Raw genomic sequence first — 24,776 nt, forward strand, 5'->3', positions numbered from 1 at the left:
AGCACGAGATTCATAAAATAGCTAAATTCTCACTCTAATTTTTAGATTGATTGAATAAGAAGGTGCAAAATCACCCCAAATCCAACAAAACGGAGGCGACAAGCTTGTAACCCCCTAAATCGACTTATTCTTGAATTTAAATATTATCTTAATACTGCGCCTTTGTTCAAGAAGATTTCCATAGCTCTTTTAACATCTTTTTTAATTGCTTCTTTTGCGACTACTGTAAAGTCATGATAGAAAAGATTTGAATTTTGATCTATATACTCTTTGACTGCGTGTGCGCCAGCTTTTGCAGCATAACTATAATAATTTATTTTTCTGACACCAGAATTAATTGCCTTTACATAATCTTCTATACTTAATCCTGAACCACCATGCATCACAACTGGTCTTTGAATGTTTTTGTAAATCGCTTTGAGCCTATCAAAATCAAGATTGGGTTCTTTGATATAAATTCCATGAACTGTACCGAAAGATGCAGCTAACGCATCGATGTCCGTTTTCTCAACAAAGTCCTTTGCGATTAATGGATCTGTATAATAATCCACTGATTCACCTTGACCGTATAACTCTCCTCCTGCCGACTCTTCTCCTCCGATTCCTGAAGAAGTCATCACTCCAAGTTCAGCTTCTACCGAAACATTATTTTTATGAGCATATTCAACTACTTCTTCTACTGTTCTAATATTATCTTCATATTTCATATGAGAAGCATCAATCATTACTGAACTAAAGCCTATATCTATTGCCTGTTTTACTATTTCTAGATTTGTTCCATGATCAAGGTGGACAGCCACAGGAACATTGGCTCTTTTTGCAAAATCAACCAGGATCGGCCCCATTATTTCGAGCGGGATAATTTCATTATGCACTTCTGCATGTGACAATATAATTGGAGCTTGCAATTCTTCTGCCGCTTCTGTCACAGCCCTTACTGATTCCAAAGTAGGTGAATTAAAAGCACCTACTGCGTAATTTCCAGCTTCAGCTTTAGATAAAATCTCGTTTAAAGTAACTAACATGATATCCTCCTTTAAATTTTTATTTCGTCTTTTTTTGGATATTCCTCATACATCGTAATTAATTGTTCGTAACTTCGGACTCCTGAAGTGCTATCCTCCTCAAATAATGAAGAGGCTGCAGCTGCGGTACCTAACTTCATTGATCCAGGAAGGTCCAAGCCTTTTAAAGCCCCATATAAAACACCGGAAACATAAGCATCCCCTGCACCGACTGTTCCCTTAATTAATCTATGATCTATCAATAAGGATGGGGTACTATATAAATTTATTCCATCAAATCCGAAACTGCCTTCCGGTGTATGGATCACAACCCAGTCCTTTACTCCTAATTCTTTCAACTTAAATAGAACCTTTTTAATATTGTGAGTGATTAATTCTCCATCCGTATCTCTTAAGTTAATGCCAACACTTTTACCTGCTTCGAGTTCATTTATGACACAATAGTTTGTATACTTTAAACTTGGTGGTACAATTTGTTCATACCTATTACTATTTTCACTAACAATGTCTATTGATGTCTTAATTCCTAAGTCTTGCGCTTGTTTCAAAACCTTTGCCATCTTTGTTCCATATACACTGTCTTCTTGATCTAAAGATTCTAATAGCAGGATATATGCAATATGTAAAATCTTCGAAGTTAATTTTTCTAATTGAATGGTATTCTCGTCAAATAAAATTGAATTTCCTCTGTATGCAAAAAAGGTCCTGCTATGATCAAACTCATCCTGAATCACATCAGTAAAAGGAGTATCTCCAATCACTTTCACTTGATTCATATCAATATTTTTATATTCTCCCAATCTCTCTTTCAGAAAATTTCCTTTTTCATCGTCGCCAATAAGAGTTACTATTTCAATCGGTAAGTTATGATCAATTTTAGCCAAAGTAACAGAGCAATTAGAGACTGCTCCACCAATTGACCTTCCAATACTTTGTATTGTTGTTAGTTCGGATTTATTCGGGTATCGATCGATTCTTTTAATTTCATCCACCGCTATTGTACCTGCAACCGCAATTCCCTCTTTCAATTGATCACCTACTTAGTATCACAGTCTATCTATTTCTAGATTAAGCAGTATAACTACCTAAACAGTGATATTGTTCGACTATGACTTTCTTTTTTTAATGACATCGGCGTAAACTGCAACTAAAATGACTATGCCTTTTACAATATATTGCCAAAATGAGCTTACTCCCATTAGGTTTAATCCATTACTAAGTACTCCAATGATGAGTGCCCCTATTACAGTGCCACCTATTCTGCCGTATCCACCTGTCATACTTGTTCCACCTAAAACAACAGCGGCAATCGCGTCCAGTTCTGCTGCATTTCCCGCAGTTGGCTGCCCGGAGAACATTCGTGAGGCAAGAACGATACCCGCTACAGCAGCCATTAACCCACTAAATGTATAAGCAAAGAACTTTATTTTTTTGATATTAATACCAGAGAATTTAGCAGCTTCCGCATTTCCGCCCACTGCATACATATATCGACCAAGCCTGGTTTTATTCATGATTAAATAACATACTATTAAAATAATAATTAAATATAATACTGGTGTAGGCAATACTCCCCCAATATAACCAGATCCAATAGAGTTAAAAGATTCTGACATAACCCTGACCGGTTTCCCATCAGTCAAGACATATGCGGCTCCCCTCGCTATATTCATCGTGGCCAGGGTAACAATAAATGGAGGAATCACTGTAGTAGCTACTACATAACCGTTCACAGCACCAAATAATATACCGACTAAAAGACCCGCAGCCACTGCTATTAAAACAGGAGCTCCCAAAAAGGCGATTAACGCAGTTGTCACAACACCAACTACGGCCATTATGGAACCAACAGAAAGGTCAATACCGCCCAAAATAATGATCATTGTCATTGCCAATGCCAAATATAAATTTGTAGATGTTTGCCTTAATACATTTAATAGATTATTGGATGTTAAAAAATTGGGATTGATTACAGATATGATGATACACAAAACTAGAAGCCCTAAGATTATACCGATATTGTCTCGAACAAAATTTTTAATACCAGAACCAAAATGTAGAAGGAAATTGTCTTTTTTGTTTTCAATGTTATAAGTCACTTGAGACATATTAATTACCCCCAGTAGCGTAATGCATGATCGTTTCTTGACTAAACTTATCTTTATTTAAGATAGTCTGAATCTTCCCCTTATACATGACTGCAACTCTATCGCTCATGTTTATTACTTCAGGCAGCTCAGAGGAAATCATGATGATCGAAACACCTTCATTTACTAATCTGTTCATAATAGAATAAATTTCTGCCTTTGCGCCAACATCAACACCTCTTGTTGGTTCATCAAGAATTAAAACTCGCGGTTTCGTTGCTAACCATCTTGAAATCAATACCTTTTGTTGATTACCGCCACTTAAATTTTTTACTTCCTGATCTGGGCTTGGTGTCTTTATAGATAATTCCTTTATGTAATTATTTGTTTCTTTATTTTCATATTTAGAATTAACCTTAAAGAGTTTTATAAATTCATGTAATATCCTAATAGTGATATTGTATTGAACAGATTGTATTAAGAATAATCCTTCTTCTTTACGATTTTCCGTTACATAAGCAATTCCATTTCTTATTGCATCATTAGGATTTTTAATCGTTGCTTTTTCCCCATTTACAAATATTTCTCCGCGTTCAAATGAGTCCAGACCAAATATGCACTTCATAAGTTCAGATCTGCCGGCACCAACTAATCCTGAAAAACCAAGTATCTCACCTTTCATTAATTCAAAATTGGCATTTTCTAAAACACCTTTCTTCGTTAAATTACTGACCTTCAAGACACATTCACCTGTAGATGAAAAGTCCCTAACATAGTAATTGGTTAATTCCCGACCAACCATCATCGATATTAGTTTTTCGTTTTTAGTATCTTTGGTATAAACTGTTCCTATATAGGTGCCATCTCGCATGACAGTGATTCTATCAGTGATCTCAAATAATTCATTCATTCTATGGGAGATATAAACAATTCCAACGCCTTGTTCTTTTAAGTTTCTAATGGTTTTAAATAAGAAATCTACCTCTTTTTCAGTTAGTGAAGAGGTTGGTTCATCCATTACGATTATCTTGGAATTAAAAGATACAGCTTTTATGATTTCTATCATTTGTTGTTGAGCAACGGTTAGTTTTTTGATGGGGGTTCTTGCAGATAACTGTAAATCGAAATCATTTAAAAATTTTTGAGCATTTTCAAACATTGTACTTTTATCAATAAAACCTGTTTTTGTTAAAGGTTCACGACCTAAATAGATGTTTTCTGCTATCGATAAATAAGGGACTAATACGATTTCTTGGTGAATGAGGCTTATTCCATATTTTTGCGCATCTTTTACACCATTGATCTGGACCTCATTGCCTTCAATAAAGATCTTCCCTTCGTCTATGCTATAAATACCTCCAAGTATTTTCATTAGTGTTGATTTACCTGCACCATTTTCTCCAAGAAGCGCATGGACCTCTCCACTTTTCAGTTCGAAATCAACACCCTTTAAAGCATAAACCCCAGGAAATCGCTTATTTACACCAGTCATTTCCAACAGTTTGCTGCTCATATATTCCACCTCGTTTAATGATAAAGGGTGACTCATAAGTATCTGCTTCCGGATTCCAGTACAAAATATAGCGCTTTCATTTATTTCCTTACTATATTTATGTACCAAGAAGGCTGACACTCATGTTTTGAGCCACCCACTAATCTAAACATTATAAACTACTTCTTACTGCCAACCATCTACACCATATTCATCAACATTATCTTTATTGATTAAAAATGTTTCTACCGGAGTTCTCTTTTCAAAGTCTTCATCTTTTAGCACTTTGTATGCAACTTCAACAGACTGCTCTCCAATTGAAATTGGTGACTGAGCCCCTGTTCCTACAAATGGTCCACCTTCAGCAATGGCAGCCTTTGCATCTGGAGATCCATCCACTCCATATATGGCGATGTCGGTAACGTTGGCAGCTTTTGCAGCTGCTAAAGCACCTAAAGCTGTTGGATCATTTCCGCCCATTATAGCGATAATATCAGGGTGCGCTTGAAGGATATCTTCTGTGATATCCAGAGCTGTTTCTAAATCCCCTTTAGCATCTTGTTGTGCAACTATTTCAAAATTTTTCCCTTTAATCGCTTCCATAAATCCATCGATTCTATCATTAATAGAGTTCATAGTTGGGCTATCAAGGATTGCTATCTTTCCACCGTCAGGAAATCTTTTTACTAAATCTTCCCCGGCAACTCTACCTGCATTTTTATTATCAGAACCAACGTAAGCGGTAACATAATCAAAATCTTTAACTTCTGTATCATAGTTAATGATCGGTATACCGGCTTCTTCTAGCATAACTAGAGCAGGCCTAATCCCTTCCCAATCAACTGGATTTAAGAATATTGCATCAATTCCCTGTGCAATCATATCTTCAATCTGATTAATTTGTAGTGATACGTCCATTGCCGGGTTAGTTGTAATAAGCTTATCGCCATTTGCCTCTACTTTCTTGCGAATAGATTCTTCAAGTACTTGGAAGAATGGGTTATTCTGTGTCATAGAAGTGTAACCAAAAACGATTTGATCATCAGATTCTTTTTCTCCAGAACCACTAGCCCCTTCCTTATTGTTACATGCGGCTAATCCCAAAGTTAGTAATGCAACTAAGAATAAAGACATAAATTTTCTCAATGTAATGCCCCCTCGCTTAAATTTTTCATAAATTTTATATTAAAATCACAGATGTGATTTAACATATGGTTGAAATAAAATGATTAAAAAATTCAATCATTTTTTTGAAATTTTAGTTTACTAATCTATTACGTATGGAACATGATTTCGTATTAAAGAGTTGTTTTGGACTTTTAATTTATACGGATAACCTATTTAAAAACATAACTTATAGTATTCTAATAAAAGCTGCATACAATCCGTTAAAGCGTTTTCATTTTACGGTTTATTGAAAAAAAAAACACAGTAATATAAGATTAATATGTAGTTTCAAAGTCATTTACTCTTTTCCATACCCACATTATATATATGTACGTATAAGTTTTCAAGAGATTTATGATAAATCGAAGAAAAATAAATTTTTCTCTTAAACATGTATGTACATCTACGCGTATAAATGCAGTTAAGTCTAACAGTGACCGCAATATACGACTGTTCGGAAAATATCATCCAATACCGTTCTTCAGACAACAAAGTGAATAAGCAACCACCCGCTGGGTGGTTGCTTATCATTTATTTACTATTTCTTTCACTGCATTTGCAATATCTTTTGAGGTTAATTTATAGTACTCCTTCAAATATTCCGTTTTCCCGACCTGTCCGAATTGCTCTTTTACTCCAATTCTTCTCAGTGGTGTCGGGCACTGTTCACTCAATACTTCAGCAACCGCACTGCCAAGCCCGCCAATGACGTTATGATTTTCGGCAGTTACCACCGCTTTAGTCCTCTCGGAGTATTTGACAATAAGGTCTGTATCGATTGGTTTTATGGAAAACATATCAATGACGGTTGCTTCTATGCCGCCTGCGAGCAGCTCGTCTGCAGCTTGCAATGACTCGGCCACCATAATGCCGCTTGCGATGATCGTAACATCTTTTCCTTCACGCAAAACTTTGCCCTTACATGTTTCAAATGTCTCCTGTTCATCATAAATTTTAATCGCATTTTTTCGGATAGTGCGGATATAATGAATCCCATATTCATGAGCAACTTTTCTCAATAAATAACCAAGCATCGCAGAATCGCTTACCTCATATACGGTTGCATTGGGAATAAGGCGGACAAGCCCGAGATCTTCAAAAGCCATGTGAGTCCCGCCGTTGTGTTCAGCAGTAACGCCCGAATCAGAGCCCAGTATTTTTATATTCAGCCGCGCATACGCACCAGATACAAACAATTGGTCAAAGGCTCGCCTTGTCGCAAATTGTGCAAAAGTGTGGACGAAAGGAATTTTACCGGTGAGCGAAAGCCCTGCGGCCACTCCTGTCATATTGGCTTCCATGATTCCGCAGTTAATGAGCTGATTGGGAATTTCCTTAAGAATTTTATTTGTGCTGATGGCGCTCATCAGGTCAGCTTCAAGGGCAATGATTTTCGGATTATTTCGGGCTAACTCCAGAATCGTATTTGCGTACATTTGCCGCATTTCAATCTTTTCTGTTTCGTATTGCTTCGAGGCCGCTTGTATCACCGTTCCACCACCCTCCCGATTTTTCTTTCCAAGTGGTCGATTGCTTCTAAAATCGCTTGTTCATCCTCGTTGTTGGGCCGGAGATGATGATTGTCGGCTTTTTCCTCCAAATAAGGAACTCCCTGTCCTTTTATCGTATCTAAGATGATGGCAACCGGTTTGTCCATCTGGTTCTTTCCGCGTTTAATGGCATCCAGGATTTCTTCTAATGAACTGCCGTCCACCTTTATTGTAAAAAAGCCAAATGCCTGGAACTTCGCGGCAAAATCCAGCGGATCGATGATGTCCTTCGTTGGGCCGTCGAGCTGCTTTTTATTATCATCCACAAACACAAATAACCGGTTTAGCTTATGATGAGCCGCAAACTGAAAGGCTTCCCAGCATTGCCCTTCATTTAATTCACCGTCACCGACAATGGTGAACGTGTAGTTTTCCATTCCGGAAAGCTTATGGGACAGAGCTGCGCCAACTGCTGCAGATATTCCTTGCCCGAGAGATCCGGTTGTCATATCAACACCAGGAGTTAAATTCCGGTCTGGATGAGATGGTAGCGTCGTTCCATTCTGGTTTAATGTATAAAGGATTTCCTCAGGGAAAAATCCTTTCAGCGACAGAGCCGCATAATAGGCTGGACCTCCATGGCCTTTTGAAAGGATAAAATAATCTCTGCCTTCCCATTTTGGATCCCGTGGATTAATCTGGAGAACCTCGCCGTATAAAACGGCAAGGGCCTCCACAATTGACAAGCTTCCTCCATAGTGGCCAAAACCCAAATGATGCAATTCTTTTAACGTTAATAAGCGGATTTCGTCACGGAAGGTTTCAAGATGTTCCATTGATGTGATCATGCTTAACCTCCTTAAGCAAGCGATTCTGTGTCCTATGCTTGAATTTGCTTGTTGTCATCTTTTGACTTTCGCATGAATCCAAAAACAACAGCCAGTAAGGCTATGCCGATAACAAGGATGGTTACACCTGTACTTCCAAAGGAGTTCGCGACATTTCCAAGAAGAATGCCTGCTGCCCCAAAGTCACTGTCTGAGAAGGTTGTATTTGCAAATCCCAGATCACCGAGGACAGGCATTAGAAATACAGGCAGGAAGGTGATCAGCAGACCGTTAGCAAAGGACCCAAGTGTGGCCCCGCGAATTCCACCGGTTGCGTTTCCAAATACTCCGGCTGTCGCCCCTGTGAAAAAGTGTGGCACAACACCCGGTAAAATGATGACCGCGCCTGCCGCTCCAAGAATAGCCATCCCTACAATCCCGCCAATGAAGCTGCAGAAAAATCCGATTAATACGGCATTTGGTGCATATGGGAACACAACTGGACAGTCAAGTGCCGGCTTTGAGTTCGGTACAAGCTTGTTTGAGATCCCTTTAAACGCAGGTACGATTTCAGCTAAAACGAGACGGACACCTGAGAGAATAACAAATACTCCGGCAGCAAATGTGACTGCTTGAATAATCGAGAATACAAGATAATGAGTTCCGTTGCTCAGTTCTGTTTCCACATAGGATGGACCGGCAAAAAGGGCAATGATTACGTATAAAATCGTCATCGTCAAGGCAATGGTAACTGAACTGTCACGCAAGAATCCGAGACCCTTCGGAAACTTAATGTCTTCGGTCGATCTGGAACCTTTTCCTACCATTTTTCCAACCAGCCCGGAAAGTGCATAACCGAGAGTTGAAAAATGGCCAAAGGCAACACTGTCATTTCCGACTATTTTTCTCATGAATGGCTGGGCAATGGCCGGGAAAATAGCCATGATCAAGCCGAGGGCGATCGAACCGACGATGACCAGGGATATTCCTTCAAGACCTGATACGACCAATATGATCGCCAGCATACAAGCCATGTATAAAGTGTGGTGTCCGGTCAAGAAAATATACTTTAACGGCGTAAACCGGGCCACCAAAATGTTGGCAAGCATTCCAAAAAACATAATAAGTGCTGTTGCACTGCCATATTCAGTGAGCGCCATTGCGACAATTGCTTCATTATTAGGGACGACTCCATTGACATTAAATGCTTCCTGAAACATCTTTCCAAATGGTTCAAGCGAGCCGACCAGGATTCCTGCTCCAGCTGCAATTACAAGAAATCCAAGGAATGATTTCGTTGTTCCCTTGACAATTTCGCTTGCCGGCTTTTTCTGCAAAACAAGGCCAATAAATGAGATTAGTGCAATTAGCACAGCAGGCTGGCTCAAAATATCCATCATTAACTTAAGAAATCTCTCACCCATGACTAAAACCTCCCTTAATTTTTTACAACAATCCTTTAGCTTTTAATACTTGCTGAAGCTTTTCCCGAATACCGTCCTTGTCGATGATACTGTCGATCACCACCACCTCCCCCAAGTGCGCCATTCCCTCAGCAATGTCTTTTGTCGCAATAAAAAAGTCTGCCATGTCCGGTGTCGCAGAGCTTAAGTCTGAATGGCCGACTTCCACTCCCTTTACGCCGAGCTCATCCAAAATCTCCTGGACATTCATTTCGAGCATAAAACTGCTTCCAAGTCCTGATCCACATACCGCAAGAATTTTCATTTTGCTCCCCCCAAATAAGTGTGTTTAACTATTTTCGGTTAGATTACTTTTGAGTACTGATCCAAAAGTTCAAGTACCTCTTCAGCAGTATCCAATCTTTTTAGCTTCTGTACTTCATCTTTATTGCTTAATAGCCTTGTTAATTGCGAAAGGGCTTTTAGGTGACTTTTATTGTCTATTGCGGCTATGCAAAATAATAAGGAAACAGGGTATTTCTCATCATTGCAGAAATAAACCGGCTCTGATAACTTCAGAAAGCTCATGCCAATTTGGTTAACACCCATTTCAGGACGGGCATGCGGGATAGCGATTTCCGGGCCAATGATGACGTAAGGTCCCAATGTTTTTACATTGTCGATTATCGCATCGATGTAGGAAGGTTCAATCACCCCTCTCATCAGCAATGGCTGTGCTGCTACTTTTATGGCTTCCTCCCAATCCGGCAATTGGTCTTTAAACTGGATTGTGTCTTTCGTAATTAAATCGGTCAACACTGGCGTATTCCCCCTGTAACTGGTTGCGTTTTTATGAATGGATAAATGATTGAGAGCATTTTTTAAGCCCTCCCTGTCAAAAATATTTGCAAATTCTTCTATCATTTGGATGAATTCATTTGCAGAAACACCTTGATGTTCAATTCCAAACAGATTTTGATATACCTCATTGATCAGGCTGCTTTTTTCCATCGGTGTCATAATGGGTTTTACCAGATAATAGTGCCGCCGGGTCTGGAGGGGAACAGTAGAAAAAATAATATCAAAGTCACTAAAGCTACTATTATTAAATTCTTTCAACGACACGGTTTGATCGACGGAAATCTCGGAAAAAAGCGATTCAAGCTGGTGCTTGACCATTAAGGAAGAGCTGATTCCGCTTGGGCAAACAATGACAGCACTCTTCTTTTTCGGGAGTAATTGCTTTGGATTTTCCAGAAGCGCTCCGAAATGGATCGTTATAAAGCCAATTTCTTCATCCGGGATGGTAATATTTAATAGCGACTCAATCGGAAGAAGCAATTCCTTGACGATAAAATAAAGCTCCTTGTGCTCTCTCTTAATTTGATTCAGCAATGGATTGCTGATTGGAATGCGGTATTTCATCCGGTAATAAGCCGGCTTAATGTGCTGGTACAGCGTTTCGATCACATTGTTCTTTTTTTGAAATGTAACACAGGCCTTCGATTCAAATTCTGTGACGAGCCGGTCACATATGCTTAAAAGCAAGTCATGATCATCTTTTACAACGGAAGCATTTCCCAATGACAGACCGTGGAGCTGGATAATCAGATAACCGATTTCCGACTCTGCTTCTTCAAGGTTCAACAAGTGAACAAGTTTGTTGGCAACAGCTTTAAGTGGGTCCTGCATTAATACATCCAGTTCATCCGAATAAATCTGAACGATTTTATCCGCTCTCTGCCTGATGCAATAAAATTGTAAAAAGAAAGCAAACTGATCAAGTCGTTCCTCGACAAACTGCAGTTGAAACTCCCTCTCCAGTGAAAGAAGATGATGTGTAATCTCTTCCAGATGTATTTCATGTTCACCTTTTCTTAAAATATAATGCAGGAGTTTTTCGCCATATGGCTTTTGCAGAAGTATATTCAATTGGTTCATAAGGAGCACCCGTTTATCCCACTCTGTCCCCTTCAGGTGGTATCCCGATTTTCTGCTATAAGAAACTTTAACTAGGAAAGGGGTGATCATGTCATTCAACTTTCTCACATCAGAAATGACTGTGTTTTTGCTTACCTTTAAAAGGTCAGTCAAATGGGCTGAGGAGATTGGTTCGTTTCTGGCGAATATATATAGATAGATCGCCAGGAACCTTTCCTCTTCAGTCAGAATAAAGTCTACCTTCGTTGATGCCGGCAAATCAGAAACATGATCAAGCACTTTCGCAGGAACATCAATATATTGATTTCGCTGGACAATAATAAATGGAAGTTTCTTTTCCTTCAGCCAATGGTTAATTTTATCCAAATCATATTTAATTTGCCGTTTGGATAATTGTGTCTGATCCATCAGCTGCGGTATGGTTGTCTTTTTAAAACGGACAAGATGGTTCAGTAAGATTGAAGGCCGCTCTTCTAAAATCATTCAATCACCCCTGCTTACTTTCATTGTATTGGAAAGCGTTTTCATTTTGTATAACAGTTGGAACCAAAGTTTGTTTCGTAAATTGAACAAAATTGCGCTGAACGTCTGAAACATACAAAGCTGAAATTTTTTGAATTTTTGAATTTATGATAACATTTTAACATTCAATGAATATAGGCTGATTTTTGGCAAAATGCTAAAAAGCTTATCTCGCGTTGAGACAAGCTGGCTTTAAAAGACACATCCTGAAATTGATAGTCCTTCGTATTAGCTTTGAATGTACCGATACTTTCCTGACCGAATTCCAATTTCCCCTTTATTCTTTCCCTCGCTTTTTATCCGGAAAAAGCTCTTCCGAAGCCTCGATACTTGTATTCGGACGAAGGGTTTCTATGTTAAAAGGACCTGTTGCTTCTTCCCTGTCCTGCCATACCTGGTTTGCCAATTTAATACGGGATCTGATAACCCAATAAATAGCCGTATATAAGACCACTAACGACAATCCCGCTGCAAGACCCGCTCCCTGTCCGGGAACGAGCGGCATGCTTGCAATAATCGCAACCAAGCTTGCTAAAACCAGCCAGGACGAAAACGGATAGCCCGGCAGCTGGCACTCACCCTCCCCGGGACACCCGTGTTTCCTCCGAAACTTGAAGTGAGTGGCAATGATGACAGCATAGGTAAACAGTAGAGCAAAACCGCCGGAGCTTATTAAAAACACATAAACTTGTTGTGGGAGAAACAATCCAAGCCCTAATGCTGCTAGCATAGCGGCACCCGAAAAAAGGATCCCCCGGTAAGGAACATCTCCTTTCCCCTTAATCCAGGAAGGAGCGTGTCCCTCGTCGGCCAACGATCGGATCATGCGCCCTAATCCAAATGTTGCTGCCAGCATCGTGGAGAGAATCGCGGTCACCAACACGATATTGATGACAGTTCCTGCCCATCCGAATCCCTGCCTCGTAAGGGCCGCTACCATCGGACTTACTTCTTCCGTTAAAGCAGCTGTCGGTATTAAGGGCAGCAATACGGCAATCGCAGCAGTATAAAGTCCTACGAGCGCTAATATGGTATAGGTGATCGCTCTCGGCACCGTTTTGTGAGGATCGCTCGTCTCGGAAGCCGCCAAACCAATGATCTCAAAACCGGCGTATGTAAACATAACGACCAGCATGCTTCCGGCAATTCCTCCAATCCCTCCAGGAAGCCAGGGTTCTGCAGCCAGCTCGCCGGCTCCTACCCGGGGAGCGCCCGGCATTAACCCTATGATTAAAACTAAACCTAGAATAATAAATCCCGCGATAGCAAAAAGTTTTACAGCTGCCAGCCCACTCTCCAACCGGCTTAAACGCTCAGCGCCAAGTAAATTAAGAAGCGTCACCGCGATAATAATGACCGATCCTAATAACGGCAGAGAAATACCCGGTAACCACTCCCTTAAAAAAATCGATGCAGCAGTAGCTTCACTTGACATGGCCAGAATAAGGCCTGTCCAATAGACCCAACCCACTACGAAGCCCACTCCCGGGCCATAAGCCCTTTCAGCAAAAGTACGGAATGAACCAGGGGCCGGGTCCGCCACTGTCATTTCCGAAAGAGCAAAAAGGATAAAATATACTAAGACGCCACCCAATATATAAGAAATAATAACTGCAGGACCGGCAGTCCGGACGGCCAGAGCCACCCCGAGAAAAAATGATCCGCCCACTACCGTTCCCAATGCCATCATCGCCAACTGCCATGCCGACAGTCCTTTTTCCATGATGATTCCTCCCAGACTTAACCTGTTTATATATGATTATTTGCAATTGAGTTTAAATTATGAGAATGCGTGGCTTATTTTTAAATGGTTTCGATTCGAAAACAAAAGTATAGATAAAAAAATATAATCTTTTTTAAAAAGGAAGTACTCTTAATTCTAAACCAAAACCCCAGTGAGATGACTGTTTGCTCACTGGGGTTTCATTTAACTTTCTCCCTATCGTTTCTCGCCATTTGTGGCGATGAGTTTTTGATACCAGTAGAAGCTTTGTTTGCGGATGCGGCGCAGGTCCTTCAGGTCAAACTCGTCACGGTTTACGTAAATAAAGCCATAGCGCTTGCTTGCTCCCTGATGGGTACTGATCAGGTCGATCGCTGACCATGGGCAGAAGCCAAATACGTCAACACCATCGGTGATCGCTAATTGTATTTGTTCGATATGCTTCTTTAAAAAATCGATCCTATATGCGTCGTTTACAACATCGCCTTCTTCTAATTTATCAAAAGCTCCCAGTCCATTTTCCGTCACGATTAATGGCAGGCTGTAACGATCATAGATTTCACGCAAGGTTGTACGGAAGCCGACGGGATCAATTTCCCAGCCAAATTCATTTTTCTTAAGATGGGGGTTTGTCACTCCTTTATAGACGCCTGGCTCTCCCACTGTAATATGCTGATCTCCTGTATGGCCGACATCGGAATCGTCCCCTTCGCTCGCAGCAACTGTTTGCGAGGTATAATAGTTAAAGGCAATGAAGTCCGGCTTCGCGCTTGCGAGAATTTCCATATCGCCAGCTTGAATCGTTGGTGTATAACCTTTTTCCTCAAGATAGTTCCACGCGATAGTATTGTAGCGGCCATAGACAGCCATGTCCAGATAAAGCCAGTTCCGAATCGCTGAATAATTGTGGGCGGCGATAATATCTTCCGGCCTTGAGCTTGCCGGGTAGATGGCCACGATATTTGGTGCCGGGCCGATTTTGGCAGTTGGCAGCATTTGATGGCAGAGGTTCATCGCTTTGGCCTGGGCCACTAGCATATGATGGTTTTGCTGATATAATTCCTTTTTAGGATTTTCCAAATTCGGATCGACCGTTCCAATGGCATCACCATGGAGAATCATCATATTTTGTTCATTAATCGTTAGCCAATATTTGACGCGATCACCGAAGTTTTCAAACAATGTTCGCGAATAAACTTCAAAAGCATCGATCGTTTCACGGTTCGACCAGCCGCCCTTTTGCTGCAGTGCATATGGCAGGTCGAAATGATACATCGTGACAATCGGTTCAATCCCATTTGCCACAATCTCGTTGATTAAATTATTGTAAAAATCGAGGCCCTTCACGTTCAATTCGCCTGTTCCAGTCGGATAAAGGCGTGTCCAGGCAATCGAAAAGCGATACGCCTTAAAACCCATTTCCTTTAAGAGAGCAATGTCTTCCTTGTAATGATGATAGTGGTCGCTTGCTACTTTAAAATCCGTCGTTCCTTCCGGATACTTTGCCATATCAATGACAGACGGCCCTTTGCCATCTTCATTCCAGGCCCCTTCAATCTGATAAGCAGAAGTCGAACCGCCCCAAAAAAAGTTGTCTGGAAACGGTTTTAATTTAGCATGTTTCATTTCAAATTCCTCCGTTTTCTATGTAGTTTAAAGGGGAAACGCCGGCACCACAAAGGAATACCGGAAAAAATGTCAGTTTAAAGTTGTTCCCGATTTGTAGCAATTGCATCTTTTAGATGCTGTTCCATTGATATAGCCCCTTTTTTGATTATAAGATAGAGGTTTCCCATGAATTAGAGATTTAGTGAGATTAGCAATCCCCCTGATAATGTTATCTTATACTAATAGTGCCAAGAATTTTTCTTTTGTATCAACTTGTCCTTCTTTTACTGGTGATATGGATTGATACCGATCCGGGTTTGTAATAATGACTGGAGTGGTTAAGTCATAACCTTCTGCTTTGATTGCCTCCATGTCAAAAGTTACGAGAGAATCTCCCACTTCAACAAAATCACCGTCTTTTACGTGAGCTGTGAAGTGCCTGCCATCAAGTTTAACGGTGTCCAGTCCTATGTGAATAAGGATTTCTGCGCCATTTTTACTTGTGATGCCAATTGCGTGTTTTGTTTTAAAAATAGTCGTCACTTTACCAGCGACAGGTGACACAACTTTACCTTCTTCCGGTTGAATCGCTAATCCTTTACCCATGATGCCGGTAGAAAACGTTGGATCATCTACTTCGCTTAATGCTTTTACTTCGCCCTTTAATGGGCTGTATAATTGTTCAGCTGCCACAATCACTTCAGATTTTGGATCCTCAACTTTGTGTTCGTTAGTTACAGGCGAACCTTGTTCCCCTGCTATCTCCACATCTTCAAAACCCAGAATGTAAGTCAATACAGCAGCTACAATAAAGCTTACTGCAAATCCAATCATTACATAAATGAACGTGCTTCCGACAAAAATAGGAATTGAAGCTAAAGCCGGAGTCACCACAGAGTGGGCGGTTGCTCCGAACGCACCTACAATCGCTCCACCGACTGCTCCTCCTACCGCTGCACCGATAAAAGGTCTTTTCAATTTCATATTCACACCGTACATCGCAGGTTCTGTAATTCCCATAAGTGCGGTAAAAGAAGTTGAAGCAGCCAAAGATTTTAAATTTTTATCTTTTGATTTTAGGTATACGCCAAAGGCAGCACCGGCTTGCCCTAGATTTGCCATCCCCATAATAGGCAATACAAAGTCTCCACCTAATTTAGAGATATTTTGAATCATAATAGGTACAAACGCATAATGCATTCCTGTCATGATAATCAGTGAGAAACTTCCACCGAGAACGATTCCTGTAACTAATCCGGTTTTTCCATGTAAGATGCTCATTACAGATGAAAGTCCATTTCCGATATAACTTCCTAAAGGACCAATAACAATTAGCGTAACAGGTACAACAATAAGCAATGTAATCATAGGTGCAAAAATAGTTCGTATCGATTTCGGAACAATTCGATTTGAAAATTTATCTACATACGATAAGAACCAAACAGCCAAAAGAATGGGAATAACCGAATAGGAGTAACTGACAACCTTAATCGGCAACCCTATAAAATGAGCTGTTTCAATATTTTTGCTGGCCAATTCGACAAAGGCAGGATAAACCAAAGACGCTGCCAAAGCACCTGCGATGTACTCATTTGTTTTAAATTTCTTCGCAGCACTAAAAGCAAGCAAAATTGGCAAGAAGTAAAACGCAGCATCTCCAACTATATTTAAAATTTGATATGTTTCACTTTCCGCTGACATCCATTTCAATGATACAAATAAAGCGACAAAAGCTTTCAACATACCTGCTCCAGCGATAACTGGTAATAATGGTGTAAAGCTTCCTGCAATAAAATCAAAGATCGTACTTATCACATTTTGTTTTTCTTTTTTTTCCGAACTGGAACTGTGTACATTTGTGTTGATTTTGGATTTTTTCGTAATTTCGCTGTATACATCTGCAACGTCGTCCCCTATAATAACTTGAAATTGACCCCCGTTTTTTGCGACCCCCATAACTCCATTCAATTTTTTTAATTCATTTTCTTTAGCTAAGCCTTCGTCATGCAAGTTAAAGCGTAATCTTGTCATACAATGTACGAGGCTCTGTATGTTATTTTCTCCTCCAACTAGTTCTACAATTCTTTTAGCTAACTCTGTTTTGTTCATGTTGTTCTCCTCCCTTATTTTTAAAAAATAAAAACCTAAATTGCACGTCAAAAAGAGAGCAATTTAGGTTTTGCCTGCATCACCAGTAACAATCCTTTTAAAAATTATGCTATTATGATTTAACCCTTAAAATGGAAAAAACCTAAACTGCATGCCATTAGTATGGGCACCACAATTTAGGTTTTGCCTGCATCACCAGTAACAATCCTTTAAAAATTATTCTATTATGATCGAACCCTTGAAACTAAAAAAACCTAAATTGCACGCCATTAGTATGGACAATACAATTTAGGTTTTGCCTGCATAATCAGTAACAATCCTAAAATTAATATTAATTTAAATTGATAATAGCACACGCTTTCAATTTTTGTCAACGCTTTCTTTTAAAAAATTAATTCCGGTTGACGACGCGTTCAATATGGATGGACAAATAAGCCATTTCTTCCTTCGTTAGCGTGTGATGATGCGTCTTTTCAATGAATTCCTTAATCTTTTGGGTGCATTTAAAGGCTTCCGTATGCTTTTCCTTCACGAGTTCGTATAGAAAATCATCCTTACTGTCCAAATTCGCATCACTAAAAAGGCGTTGAGCAAAAAATTTCAAGTGGGTAAGGAAACGGAAATAGTTCAATGATTCCTCATCAATATCAATTTTAAAATGATACTTGACGATATTCAATACATCCTGGATAAGCTTTGTGATGTTCACGACATTCGGCATTTCCTCGTTTAATTCAGCATTAACAAGGTGCATGGCAATGAATCCCGCCTCATCCTCCGGAAGAGAAATGCCAAGTTTGTCTTCAATCATTTTTAAAGCCTTTAATCCAACAGAATATTCATCCGTGTAGATTCTTTTAATTTCCCAAAGCAAAGCATTGGCGATTAATATCCCTTTTTTATTTCTTTCAATCGCAAAATTAATATGATCGGTCAGTGACACATAGATGCTGTCATTTAATTTTTTACCAAGTGTTTGTTTGGCAAAATTGATGATTTCCTCTGATGCTTCCATATATTCCAAAGGGATTTCATATAAAAGCGTCTTAAACTTTTCTGATACATCCTTATTATCCAGTTTAAAAATTTTCTCTACTCTCGTTTCATCGACAGCATCACCTGGCTTTTTTTGAAAAGCAATACCCCTGCCCATGACAACTAATTCTCTATTCTGCTCGTCCATGACACTGATGACATTATTGTTAATTACTTTTGCAATGATCATTTCAATCACCTTTTTGCGTAATTTTATACAAAGGAAAAAAATAAAACCTAAGACTAATAATAGATCATAAGTCTTAGGTTTTGCCTGCTTAGTCAGTAACAACCCTATAAATTTAATATTTAATTAATAAAATATTATCACCTTTTAAGGAAGTACGCAATTATTTTCAGACTTAAGGGTTGCTGGTATTCAATAGAGAATAAAGAAAGCCAGGAAAGTGATTTACGGCGCTGCAATTTTAAAAAATTGGTGGTGGTGAATATTCAAATGGTAAACATTATGTCCCCGTATTGTGCATCAGAAAAACTTGCAAATGGGATTTATCAAGAAAACCTAAAACCCCCTTTCGAATCGACAAGGGGGTTAAGAGGACATTATATAACTTCCATCTTTTCAACTTTTCCCACAGCACTCCGTCCCAAAATATGATCCGAAGTTAAGTAAGCCAAAGCCATAATCGTTTCAGTAGGATTATAGGATGGCAGCGTCGGGAACTGGCCTCCACCTACCGCAAATAATCCTTTACATTCGTGGACTTCGCCATAGGGATTGACCACAGATGTTGAAGGATCCCAGCCCATTCGATGAGTCCCCGTGTCATGGACGGTAACATGGTATTTCGGGGTTGGCGAATCCTCCCACCAATCCTTCATGCCCATTTCCCGGGCCAATTGTCGCTTAATTTTCATAAAATACTCGACCGATTTCCGGTCGTATTCAGTCCAGTCATGCGTGATTCTTAATGCTGGCTGGCCGAATGGATCCTTCACCTTCGGATCAAGGTCAACGTAGAATTGTTCCGAAGGCAAGGTAGAGTGCTGGGAATACATTTTGAATAGCTTGCGATAGTTTTCACTGAGCCAGTCTTTCAAGCCCTTACCCCACTTTGGAACATGCGGCGGAAGACTGTGTACCGTTTCGATCGGCTGCATATCACCGGTCCAGGTATTAATCGGCGATCCCCATAGTACTCCCTCTTCATTGTCCGGAATTAGTTCCGAAGTTAGATCATCGAGGACACTTCCTGATTGCAGTGAACCCATGAACGGGTTCGTTATTTCAGGCATGATGCCGGTAAACCAGCCGTAATTATGAATGGATAAATGCTTCCCAACATGGCCGCTTTCATTGATTCCAGAAGCCAGAAGCAGCCGTGCATTTTCAAGGGCATAACAGCTCAGTATCACAATATCAGCTGTTACCTCAACAACGTTTCCTTCAGAATCAAAATAAGAAACACCCAGCACACGGCCCGAAGAATCACGATTTACTTTAAACACCCGAACGTATTGACGGATTTCGAGATTGTCGGTTTCTCTATTGGCGGTACTGACCAGTTCATGCGTGGAGAGCTTTGCTCCAACATGGCAATGATAGCCGTGACAGAAGCCGCAATTCGTACATGCCGAGCGTCCTTTATAATCGATTGTCGCAATGCCGGTTGGAGTCGGAAACGGATGATAGCCCAGCTTCCTCGCTGCTTCTGTGAAAAGTTTGTCCGCTCCAGCCCGTGGCAGAGGCGGCATTGGATAGCCCCTTTTACGCGGGGACTCAAACGGATTTCCTCCATCTTGTATCTCACCGTTTATATTTCCGGGTTTACCGGCAACCCCGAGCTCCCATTCCACCTTGTCATAGTAAGGCTCCAAATCATCATAGCTGATTGGCCAATCGACCACTGTCGTATCCTCAGGCAAAGCTGATTCTGAAAACCGTTCGACGATCGAGCTGCGCATTTTAAAATCACTCTCGCGAAAGCGGAAGGATGCTGCTCCCCACGATCTGGTTCCTCCTCCTGTTCCGATTGAAGGCGGCGTTTGAAAAGGGTCGCCGAGTCCGAGCTTGTTACTCGCCCACGGCAATACGACCGCTTCCTTCTTGTCATTAGGCCTCCACGTAATCGGGTCTGTCCGCATATGCGGAACCATGGCACTCCGGCAATAATAACGGATTTCATCAAACTTCGTTAAAAAATCCTGTTCCTTATAAAAAGCACCTTTTTCCAGCCCGACTACTTTCAAACCGGCGCGTGCCAGCTCTGTGGCAATAATGCCGCCGGAAGCTCCAAGTCCGACTACGATGGCGTCATAATGTTTCGTCATTTTAGCACCTCTTTTTCAAGAGCGGATAGGCCAAGCTTCTGAATATCGGCAAGCGATTTAATTTCGATCTGTCTGCTGTCATAACCGAGCTGCATTTGTTCCGGCGAATATCCCCATTGTGCGCCGGGGAAGCCGATCATCTTCCAGCCGACGCCATCCCGGTTGCCGCCGTATATCGGATCTCCAAAAGTGCCTTCGATCGTATGCTCGTAAACGACTGAAAAAAATTGAACGAGCAGCAAATCCTCTTCATCAATATCACCAACAGTTGGTTCCATTTCTGCTCTCAATTGATCAATATCCAGAAGCACCGCATCCTGCTGTTCAACCGATAGCTCTACAAATTGTTTTCTAAACTTCTTTTCACAAAATTGCTCAAAAAGTGCCAGCCCTTTTCGATAAAAGGTTTGCAGATGGCTGTAAAATCCGGAAAGAGAGCGGTCAATAAAAATGACTGCTCCTGCCTCCCTCGCGCCCGGACTGTTTTCTTCACTAGGAATAAAACGGGACGCAATCGCTTCAATCGTTTTGGCTTCTTCCTGATTAAAATACGTATAGGCTTGAAAATCCAACATCCCTTTCCCCTCCCTTGTAACCAGATTAGAACTGCATTTATTTCACATTTACTGGCTTCTCAGCATAGAGAGGAAGCGACTTGAACCGCTTTGTATTTTCAGTGATGGCAATCTCAACCGGCAAACGCTCCATGCTCGATGCTCCGAAGAATCCAGCGATTCCGTTTGTATGTTGCAATACATATTCAACATCCTCAGGTACCGCAATTGGCCCACCATGACAGATAACAAGCACATCAGGATTTACTTCTTTCGCAGCATCGCTCATCTTTTGGACGGCTTCGACCGCTTCATCCAGGGACATCGTGCTTTTTGCGCCGATAAATCCTTTAAGTGTGGTTCCCACATGGGCGACGATTATATCCGCACCGGCTTCCGCCATGGCGCGCGCCTCTTCTTCGTTGAACACGTAAGGTGATGTAAACAGGTCCAATTCGTTGGCATAGCGAATCATTTCTACTTCACGTTCAAAGCCCATTCCGGTCTCTTCCATGTTTGCTCGTAACCGCCCTTCATACAGGCCGACTGTCGGGAAGTTTTGCACGCCTTTGAAACCAATTTTCTTTAGTTCTTCTAAAAATTGCGGCATGATTCTGAATGGGTCGGTACCGCATACACCTGCGAGAACAGGAATATGTTTAACGACAGGCAACACTTCTGCCGCCATTTCGACGACAATCTGGTTGGCATCGCCGTAAGGCATTAAACCGGAGATTGACCCGCGCCCGGCCATTCTGAACCGTCCGGAATTATAAATGATGATTAAGTCGGCGCCGCCTTCTTCCGCACATTTGGCAGAAATTCCCGTTCCTGCTCCCGCTCCAATGATCGGCTTCCCTTCCGCTACCTGCTGTTTTAATCGGCTTAAAATTTCTTGTCTATTCATGGTTCAGCACCTCTTCTTTTTTGTATAGTTCATCGAGCTTGACCGCCATCGCTGCCGCGAATTTTGGGTCATTTATATTTACATCCATTTCGATCAGTTCAATATGGGAATTAAGTGACTCTTTTAAACTTGCAAATAAAGCCCGGTCAGCTTCCGGATCGTAAAAGACCCCGCCCTCTCCGGCGATGGAAGACACTCCTTTTAAAGGAATAAACACACTGACCGGCCCCTTGGCTTTATTCAATTTCTCAGCAATTCTTCTCCCAAGCTCTGTGCATTCTTCAGGGGTAGTCCTCATCAGTGTGACGTTTGAATTGTGTTTATAAAACTTCCGGTGATTGTAGTGTTTAGGAAGCGTGTCGAATGGACCGAAGTTGACCATATCCAGCGCCCCGAGCGAAACAACCTGCGGAATGCCGAGCCTCCCGGCCATTTCAAGTCTCTCCGGACCGGCTGACAGCATTCCGCCCGCCAGCTCATCAGCGAGTTCAGTCGTGGTTAAGTCCAGCGACACGGCAATGTATCCATCTTTCATAAGAGATTCCATCGCTTTTCCGCCTGACCCATTTGCATGAAAGACGACAACCTCGTAACCCAAACTCTCCAACACCTTGCCAGCATGGGTGGCACAGGCTGTTGTCACACCAAACATCGAGATCGCGGCGATTGGCTTTTCCTCATCAACCACTTCATCCGAGTTTTCATTTGCTTGCACCATGCCGGCGATCGCTGCGGCCGCATTGCGGAGGATTTTTTTCGAAATCCGGTTAATCCCGGCGATATCGACAACCGAATACATCATCGTGATGTCGGTTTGGCCTACATACGGACTTGTATTCCCTGACGCAATCGTTGAGACAATCAGCTTTGGCACACCAACCGGCAATTTACGCATCGCTCTGGCGGCAATCGACGAGCCGCCAGAACCACCCAACGCAAACACGCCTCCGAGACGGCCTTCCTCGTACAGTTTCTTCACAAGCCTGGCGGCGCCTTCCGCCATCGCATCAATCGCCTTGCCGCGATCGTTTTCGGCAATTAATTGGGCTGTACTTGTTCCGGCTGCATTCGCCACTTCTTCCCGCTCAATATCGGCCGGCACTTGAGGCACGCCAAGAATCCCGACATCGATCAGCAACACTTCACATCCATGCAAACGGATCAGGTCACTGACATATTGATGTTCGACGCCCTTTGTATCAAGTGTTCCTATAACAACGACAGCTGCCATCCCTTATGCCTCCATTACTTCCTATCGTGCCGGGACTTTGCCGGGTTCAGCGATTGTGCAGTCGGAACCGTTGCGCATCGCCTGTTCCGATCCGGCAGGAGAATAAAGCACGAACACCCGCATCGGCTCCCAGCCTGTATTGATGCTGTAGTGGTACCTGCTTTCCGGGATATAAACAGTACTTCCAGCACTAATTTTAAAAACCTGCGGGTTGCCATGCTCATCTTCGACCATTTGCTCCCCTTCACCGGAGATAATGTACATGATCTCTTCGGCACCCGGGTGGTTGTGCCTGCCATGCCCTTTGCCCGGATCGACAATGACGACTCCGGCACTAAAAGCAGTGGAACCAGTCAATTCAGGTGTGCTTGTCAGCTTGATCGTTCCCCAGTCAAACAGCAGCGTTTCCACTTGTTCAGGTGTTATATGAAATTGTTTATCGGCCATCCTTTTTGCCCCCAATCTTTTTTGAAAAAATTAAATTTTTTCCAGCACAGCGTTTTGGCTTTCTACCTCTTTAATGACCGCCCGCAAATAATCATGAGCCTGGCGGGCGACTAAATCCGGTTCGACATCGCGGCGGTCAAAGCCGATTTCCATTGCGAGATATCCGTCATAGTTGATATCCTTCAGCGCTTTAATAACAGAATGGAAGTCTCCTCTTCCCTGCCCCGGTGCTAAACGATCATTATCGGAAATGTGCATATGTGCAAGGTTGCTGCCCATTTGATAGATATAATCACTTGAAACTTCCTTGCGATAAAGGGCATGGAATGTATCGAACATGACTTTGACGTTAGGCTGGTTGACTTCTTCCATTAATTCGAGTGCGTCATCGCAGCGATCAACGAGATTGCTGTCAAACGGAGTTGGTTCAACCACTAAAGTAACGCCATAATCCTTTGCCGTATTGGCGATTTCGGTTAAAGCTTCCTTGCTCCATTCCCATGCCTGTTTCCGGCTTGTGCCGAATACCTGCCAGCCCGGGATATAAAGGAGCGTTTTTCCGCCCCACTCGGAACATAGTTCAGCTAAATCCTTATAATGTTCAATCGTATGTCTTCTTTCTTCCGGGATTGGCGAAGCGACATTATGGCCCGGACCGCCACTTAAAGCCGGCAGCATACTGGAAAGCTCCAAGCCGTAATGGTCCAAAATTTTCTTTATTTCCTTGCGTCTTTCTTTTGTTAATGTTGGCGGGTACGCATGCGGACTCGCTGCGCCAATTTCAATTCCGTCATATCCGATATTGGCGATTCGTTTAATCACTTCTTCAAGCGGGTAAGCAGGCAACCAAACCGGAAAACTCGCATATGGCCAAGTGTTGAAAGATAATTTCATTGACATGATAAATTCCTCCTAA

The 24,776-nt window shown here is 41.7% G+C and carries 20 protein-coding genes; all 20 read right to left on the reverse strand.

Annotated elements, in window-relative coordinates; genetic code table 11:
* Nucleotides 1-143 precede the first annotated feature (143 nt).
* Nucleotides 144-1,025: a class II fructose-bisphosphate aldolase gene (locus tag CU633_RS14280; RefSeq protein WP_101661269.1), complete on the reverse strand. Its 882-nt coding sequence runs from the start codon at nt 1,023-1,025 to the stop codon at nt 144-146.
* Nucleotides 1,026-1,036: 11 nt separating this feature from the next.
* Nucleotides 1,037-2,053, reverse strand: a complete 1,017-nt coding sequence (locus CU633_RS14285) for a carbohydrate kinase family protein (RefSeq protein ID WP_101661270.1) — start codon at nt 2,051-2,053, stop codon at nt 1,037-1,039.
* Between the two features lie 78 nt (nt 2,054-2,131).
* Nucleotides 2,132-3,133 (reverse strand): ABC transporter permease, encoded by a 1,002-nt coding sequence (locus CU633_RS14290; RefSeq protein ID WP_101661271.1) that lies wholly within the window; start codon nt 3,131-3,133, stop codon nt 2,132-2,134.
* Between the two features lies 1 nt (nt 3,134).
* On the reverse strand, nt 3,135-4,625 hold the full coding sequence (locus CU633_RS14295) for a sugar ABC transporter ATP-binding protein (RefSeq protein WP_101661272.1): 1,491 nt from the start codon (nt 4,623-4,625) through the stop codon (nt 3,135-3,137).
* Between the two features lie 165 nt (nt 4,626-4,790).
* Entirely contained in the window at nt 4,791-5,750 is a 960-nt protein-coding gene (locus CU633_RS14300; RefSeq protein ID WP_219620958.1) for a sugar ABC transporter substrate-binding protein, read from the reverse strand.
* A gap of 548 nt (nt 5,751-6,298) precedes the next feature.
* Nucleotides 6,299-7,261 carry a transketolase family protein gene (locus tag CU633_RS14305; RefSeq protein WP_257958804.1) on the reverse strand — a complete coding sequence of 321 codons (963 nt, stop codon included), beginning with the start codon at nt 7,259-7,261 and terminating at the stop codon, nt 6,299-6,301.
* The gene (locus tag CU633_RS14310; protein WP_101661273.1) at nt 7,258-8,109 is read right to left on the reverse strand and encodes a transketolase; all 852 of its coding nucleotides are present in this window, start codon (nt 8,107-8,109) and stop codon (nt 7,258-7,260) included. Before CU633_RS14310 ends, CU633_RS14305 begins: the two co-directional genes overlap by 4 nt.
* A 32-nt stretch (nt 8,110-8,141) precedes the next feature.
* Complete coding sequence (locus CU633_RS14315; RefSeq protein WP_101661274.1) at nt 8,142-9,512, reverse strand: PTS ascorbate transporter subunit IIC; 1,371 nt, start codon at nt 9,510-9,512, stop codon at nt 8,142-8,144.
* Nucleotides 9,513-9,534: 22 nt separating this feature from the next.
* Complete coding sequence (locus tag CU633_RS14320) at nt 9,535-9,816, reverse strand: PTS sugar transporter subunit IIB (protein WP_101661275.1); 282 nt, start codon at nt 9,814-9,816, stop codon at nt 9,535-9,537.
* A gap of 38 nt (nt 9,817-9,854) precedes the next feature.
* Nucleotides 9,855-11,915, reverse strand: coding sequence for a BglG family transcription antiterminator (locus CU633_RS14325; protein ID WP_101661276.1), 2,061 nt, complete (start codon nt 11,913-11,915; stop codon nt 9,855-9,857).
* Between the two features lie 316 nt (nt 11,916-12,231).
* On the reverse strand, nt 12,232-13,677 hold the full coding sequence (locus CU633_RS14330; RefSeq protein ID WP_101661277.1) for an amino acid permease: 1,446 nt from the start codon (nt 13,675-13,677) through the stop codon (nt 12,232-12,234).
* Between the two features lie 216 nt (nt 13,678-13,893).
* The gene (locus CU633_RS14335; RefSeq protein WP_101661278.1) at nt 13,894-15,303 is read right to left on the reverse strand and encodes a glycoside hydrolase family 1 protein; all 1,410 of its coding nucleotides are present in this window, start codon (nt 15,301-15,303) and stop codon (nt 13,894-13,896) included.
* Nucleotides 15,304-15,519: 216 nt separating this feature from the next.
* Nucleotides 15,520-17,394: a beta-glucoside-specific PTS transporter subunit IIABC gene (locus tag CU633_RS14340; protein WP_101661279.1), complete on the reverse strand. Its 1,875-nt coding sequence runs from the start codon at nt 17,392-17,394 to the stop codon at nt 15,520-15,522.
* Nucleotides 17,395-17,785: 391 nt separating this feature from the next.
* The gene (licT, locus tag CU633_RS14345) at nt 17,786-18,619 is read right to left on the reverse strand and encodes a BglG family transcription antiterminator LicT (RefSeq protein WP_101661280.1); all 834 of its coding nucleotides are present in this window, start codon (nt 18,617-18,619) and stop codon (nt 17,786-17,788) included.
* Nucleotides 18,620-18,993: 374 nt separating this feature from the next.
* Entirely contained in the window at nt 18,994-20,721 is a 1,728-nt protein-coding gene (locus CU633_RS14350; RefSeq protein ID WP_101661281.1) for a GMC family oxidoreductase, read from the reverse strand.
* Nucleotides 20,718-21,296: a gluconate 2-dehydrogenase subunit 3 family protein gene (locus CU633_RS14355; RefSeq protein WP_101661282.1), complete on the reverse strand. Its 579-nt coding sequence runs from the start codon at nt 21,294-21,296 to the stop codon at nt 20,718-20,720. Before CU633_RS14355 ends, CU633_RS14350 begins: the two co-directional genes overlap by 4 nt.
* A 37-nt stretch (nt 21,297-21,333) precedes the next feature.
* The gene (locus tag CU633_RS14360) at nt 21,334-22,182 is read right to left on the reverse strand and encodes a phosphoenolpyruvate hydrolase family protein (protein ID WP_101661283.1); all 849 of its coding nucleotides are present in this window, start codon (nt 22,180-22,182) and stop codon (nt 21,334-21,336) included.
* Nucleotides 22,175-23,413, reverse strand: a complete 1,239-nt coding sequence (locus tag CU633_RS14365; RefSeq protein WP_101661284.1) for a Tm-1-like ATP-binding domain-containing protein — start codon at nt 23,411-23,413, stop codon at nt 22,175-22,177. Before CU633_RS14365 ends, CU633_RS14360 begins: the two co-directional genes overlap by 8 nt.
* A 21-nt stretch (nt 23,414-23,434) precedes the next feature.
* Nucleotides 23,435-23,860 (reverse strand): cupin domain-containing protein, encoded by a 426-nt coding sequence (locus CU633_RS14370; protein WP_101661285.1) that lies wholly within the window; start codon nt 23,858-23,860, stop codon nt 23,435-23,437.
* A gap of 30 nt (nt 23,861-23,890) precedes the next feature.
* On the reverse strand, nt 23,891-24,760 hold the full coding sequence (locus CU633_RS14375) for a sugar phosphate isomerase/epimerase family protein (protein ID WP_101661286.1): 870 nt from the start codon (nt 24,758-24,760) through the stop codon (nt 23,891-23,893).
* Nucleotides 24,761-24,776 lie beyond the last annotated feature (16 nt).

Source organism: Bacillus sp. V3-13 (assembly GCF_002860165.1).
Classification (GTDB): Bacteria; Bacillota; Bacilli; order Bacillales; family Cytobacillaceae; genus Bacillus_BJ.

Coding starts and splice junctions, on each gene's coding strand:
- CU633_RS14315 (WP_101661274.1), bottom strand. CDS start 9,512: ATGGGTGAGAGATTTCTTAAGTTAATGATGGATATTTTGAGCCAGCCT.
- CU633_RS14290 (WP_101661271.1), bottom strand. CDS start 3,133: ATGTCTCAAGTGACTTATAACATTGAAAACAAAAAAGACAATTTCCTT.
- licT (WP_101661280.1), bottom strand. CDS start 18,619: ATGATCATTGCAAAAGTAATTAACAATAATGTCATCAGTGTCATGGAC.
- CU633_RS14310 (WP_101661273.1), bottom strand. CDS start 8,109: ATGATCACATCAATGGAACATCTTGAAACCTTCCGTGACGAAATCCGC.
- CU633_RS14335 (WP_101661278.1), bottom strand. CDS start 15,303: ATGAAACATGCTAAATTAAAACCGTTTCCAGACAACTTTTTTTGGGGC.
- CU633_RS14375 (WP_101661286.1), bottom strand. CDS start 24,760: ATGTCAATGAAATTATCTTTCAACACTTGGCCATATGCGAGTTTTCCG.
- CU633_RS14330 (WP_101661277.1), bottom strand. CDS start 13,677: ATGGAAAAAGGACTGTCGGCATGGCAGTTGGCGATGATGGCATTGGGA.
- CU633_RS14340 (WP_101661279.1), bottom strand. CDS start 17,394: ATGAACAAAACAGAGTTAGCTAAAAGAATTGTAGAACTAGTTGGAGGA.
- CU633_RS14360 (WP_101661283.1), bottom strand. CDS start 22,182: ATGAATAGACAAGAAATTTTAAGCCGATTAAAACAGCAGGTAGCGGAA.
- CU633_RS14320 (WP_101661275.1), bottom strand. CDS start 9,816: ATGAAAATTCTTGCGGTATGTGGATCAGGACTTGGAAGCAGTTTTATG.
- CU633_RS14370 (WP_101661285.1), bottom strand. CDS start 23,860: ATGGCCGATAAACAATTTCATATAACACCTGAACAAGTGGAAACGCTG.
- CU633_RS14280 (WP_101661269.1), bottom strand. CDS start 1,025: ATGTTAGTTACTTTAAACGAGATTTTATCTAAAGCTGAAGCTGGAAAT.
- CU633_RS14355 (WP_101661282.1), bottom strand. CDS start 21,296: ATGTTGGATTTTCAAGCCTATACGTATTTTAATCAGGAAGAAGCCAAA.
- CU633_RS14365 (WP_101661284.1), bottom strand. CDS start 23,413: ATGGCAGCTGTCGTTGTTATAGGAACACTTGATACAAAGGGCGTCGAA.
- CU633_RS14350 (WP_101661281.1), bottom strand. CDS start 20,721: ATGACGAAACATTATGACGCCATCGTAGTCGGACTTGGAGCTTCCGGC.
- CU633_RS14325 (WP_101661276.1), bottom strand. CDS start 11,915: ATGATTTTAGAAGAGCGGCCTTCAATCTTACTGAACCATCTTGTCCGT.
- CU633_RS14295 (WP_101661272.1), bottom strand. CDS start 4,625: ATGAGCAGCAAACTGTTGGAAATGACTGGTGTAAATAAGCGATTTCCT.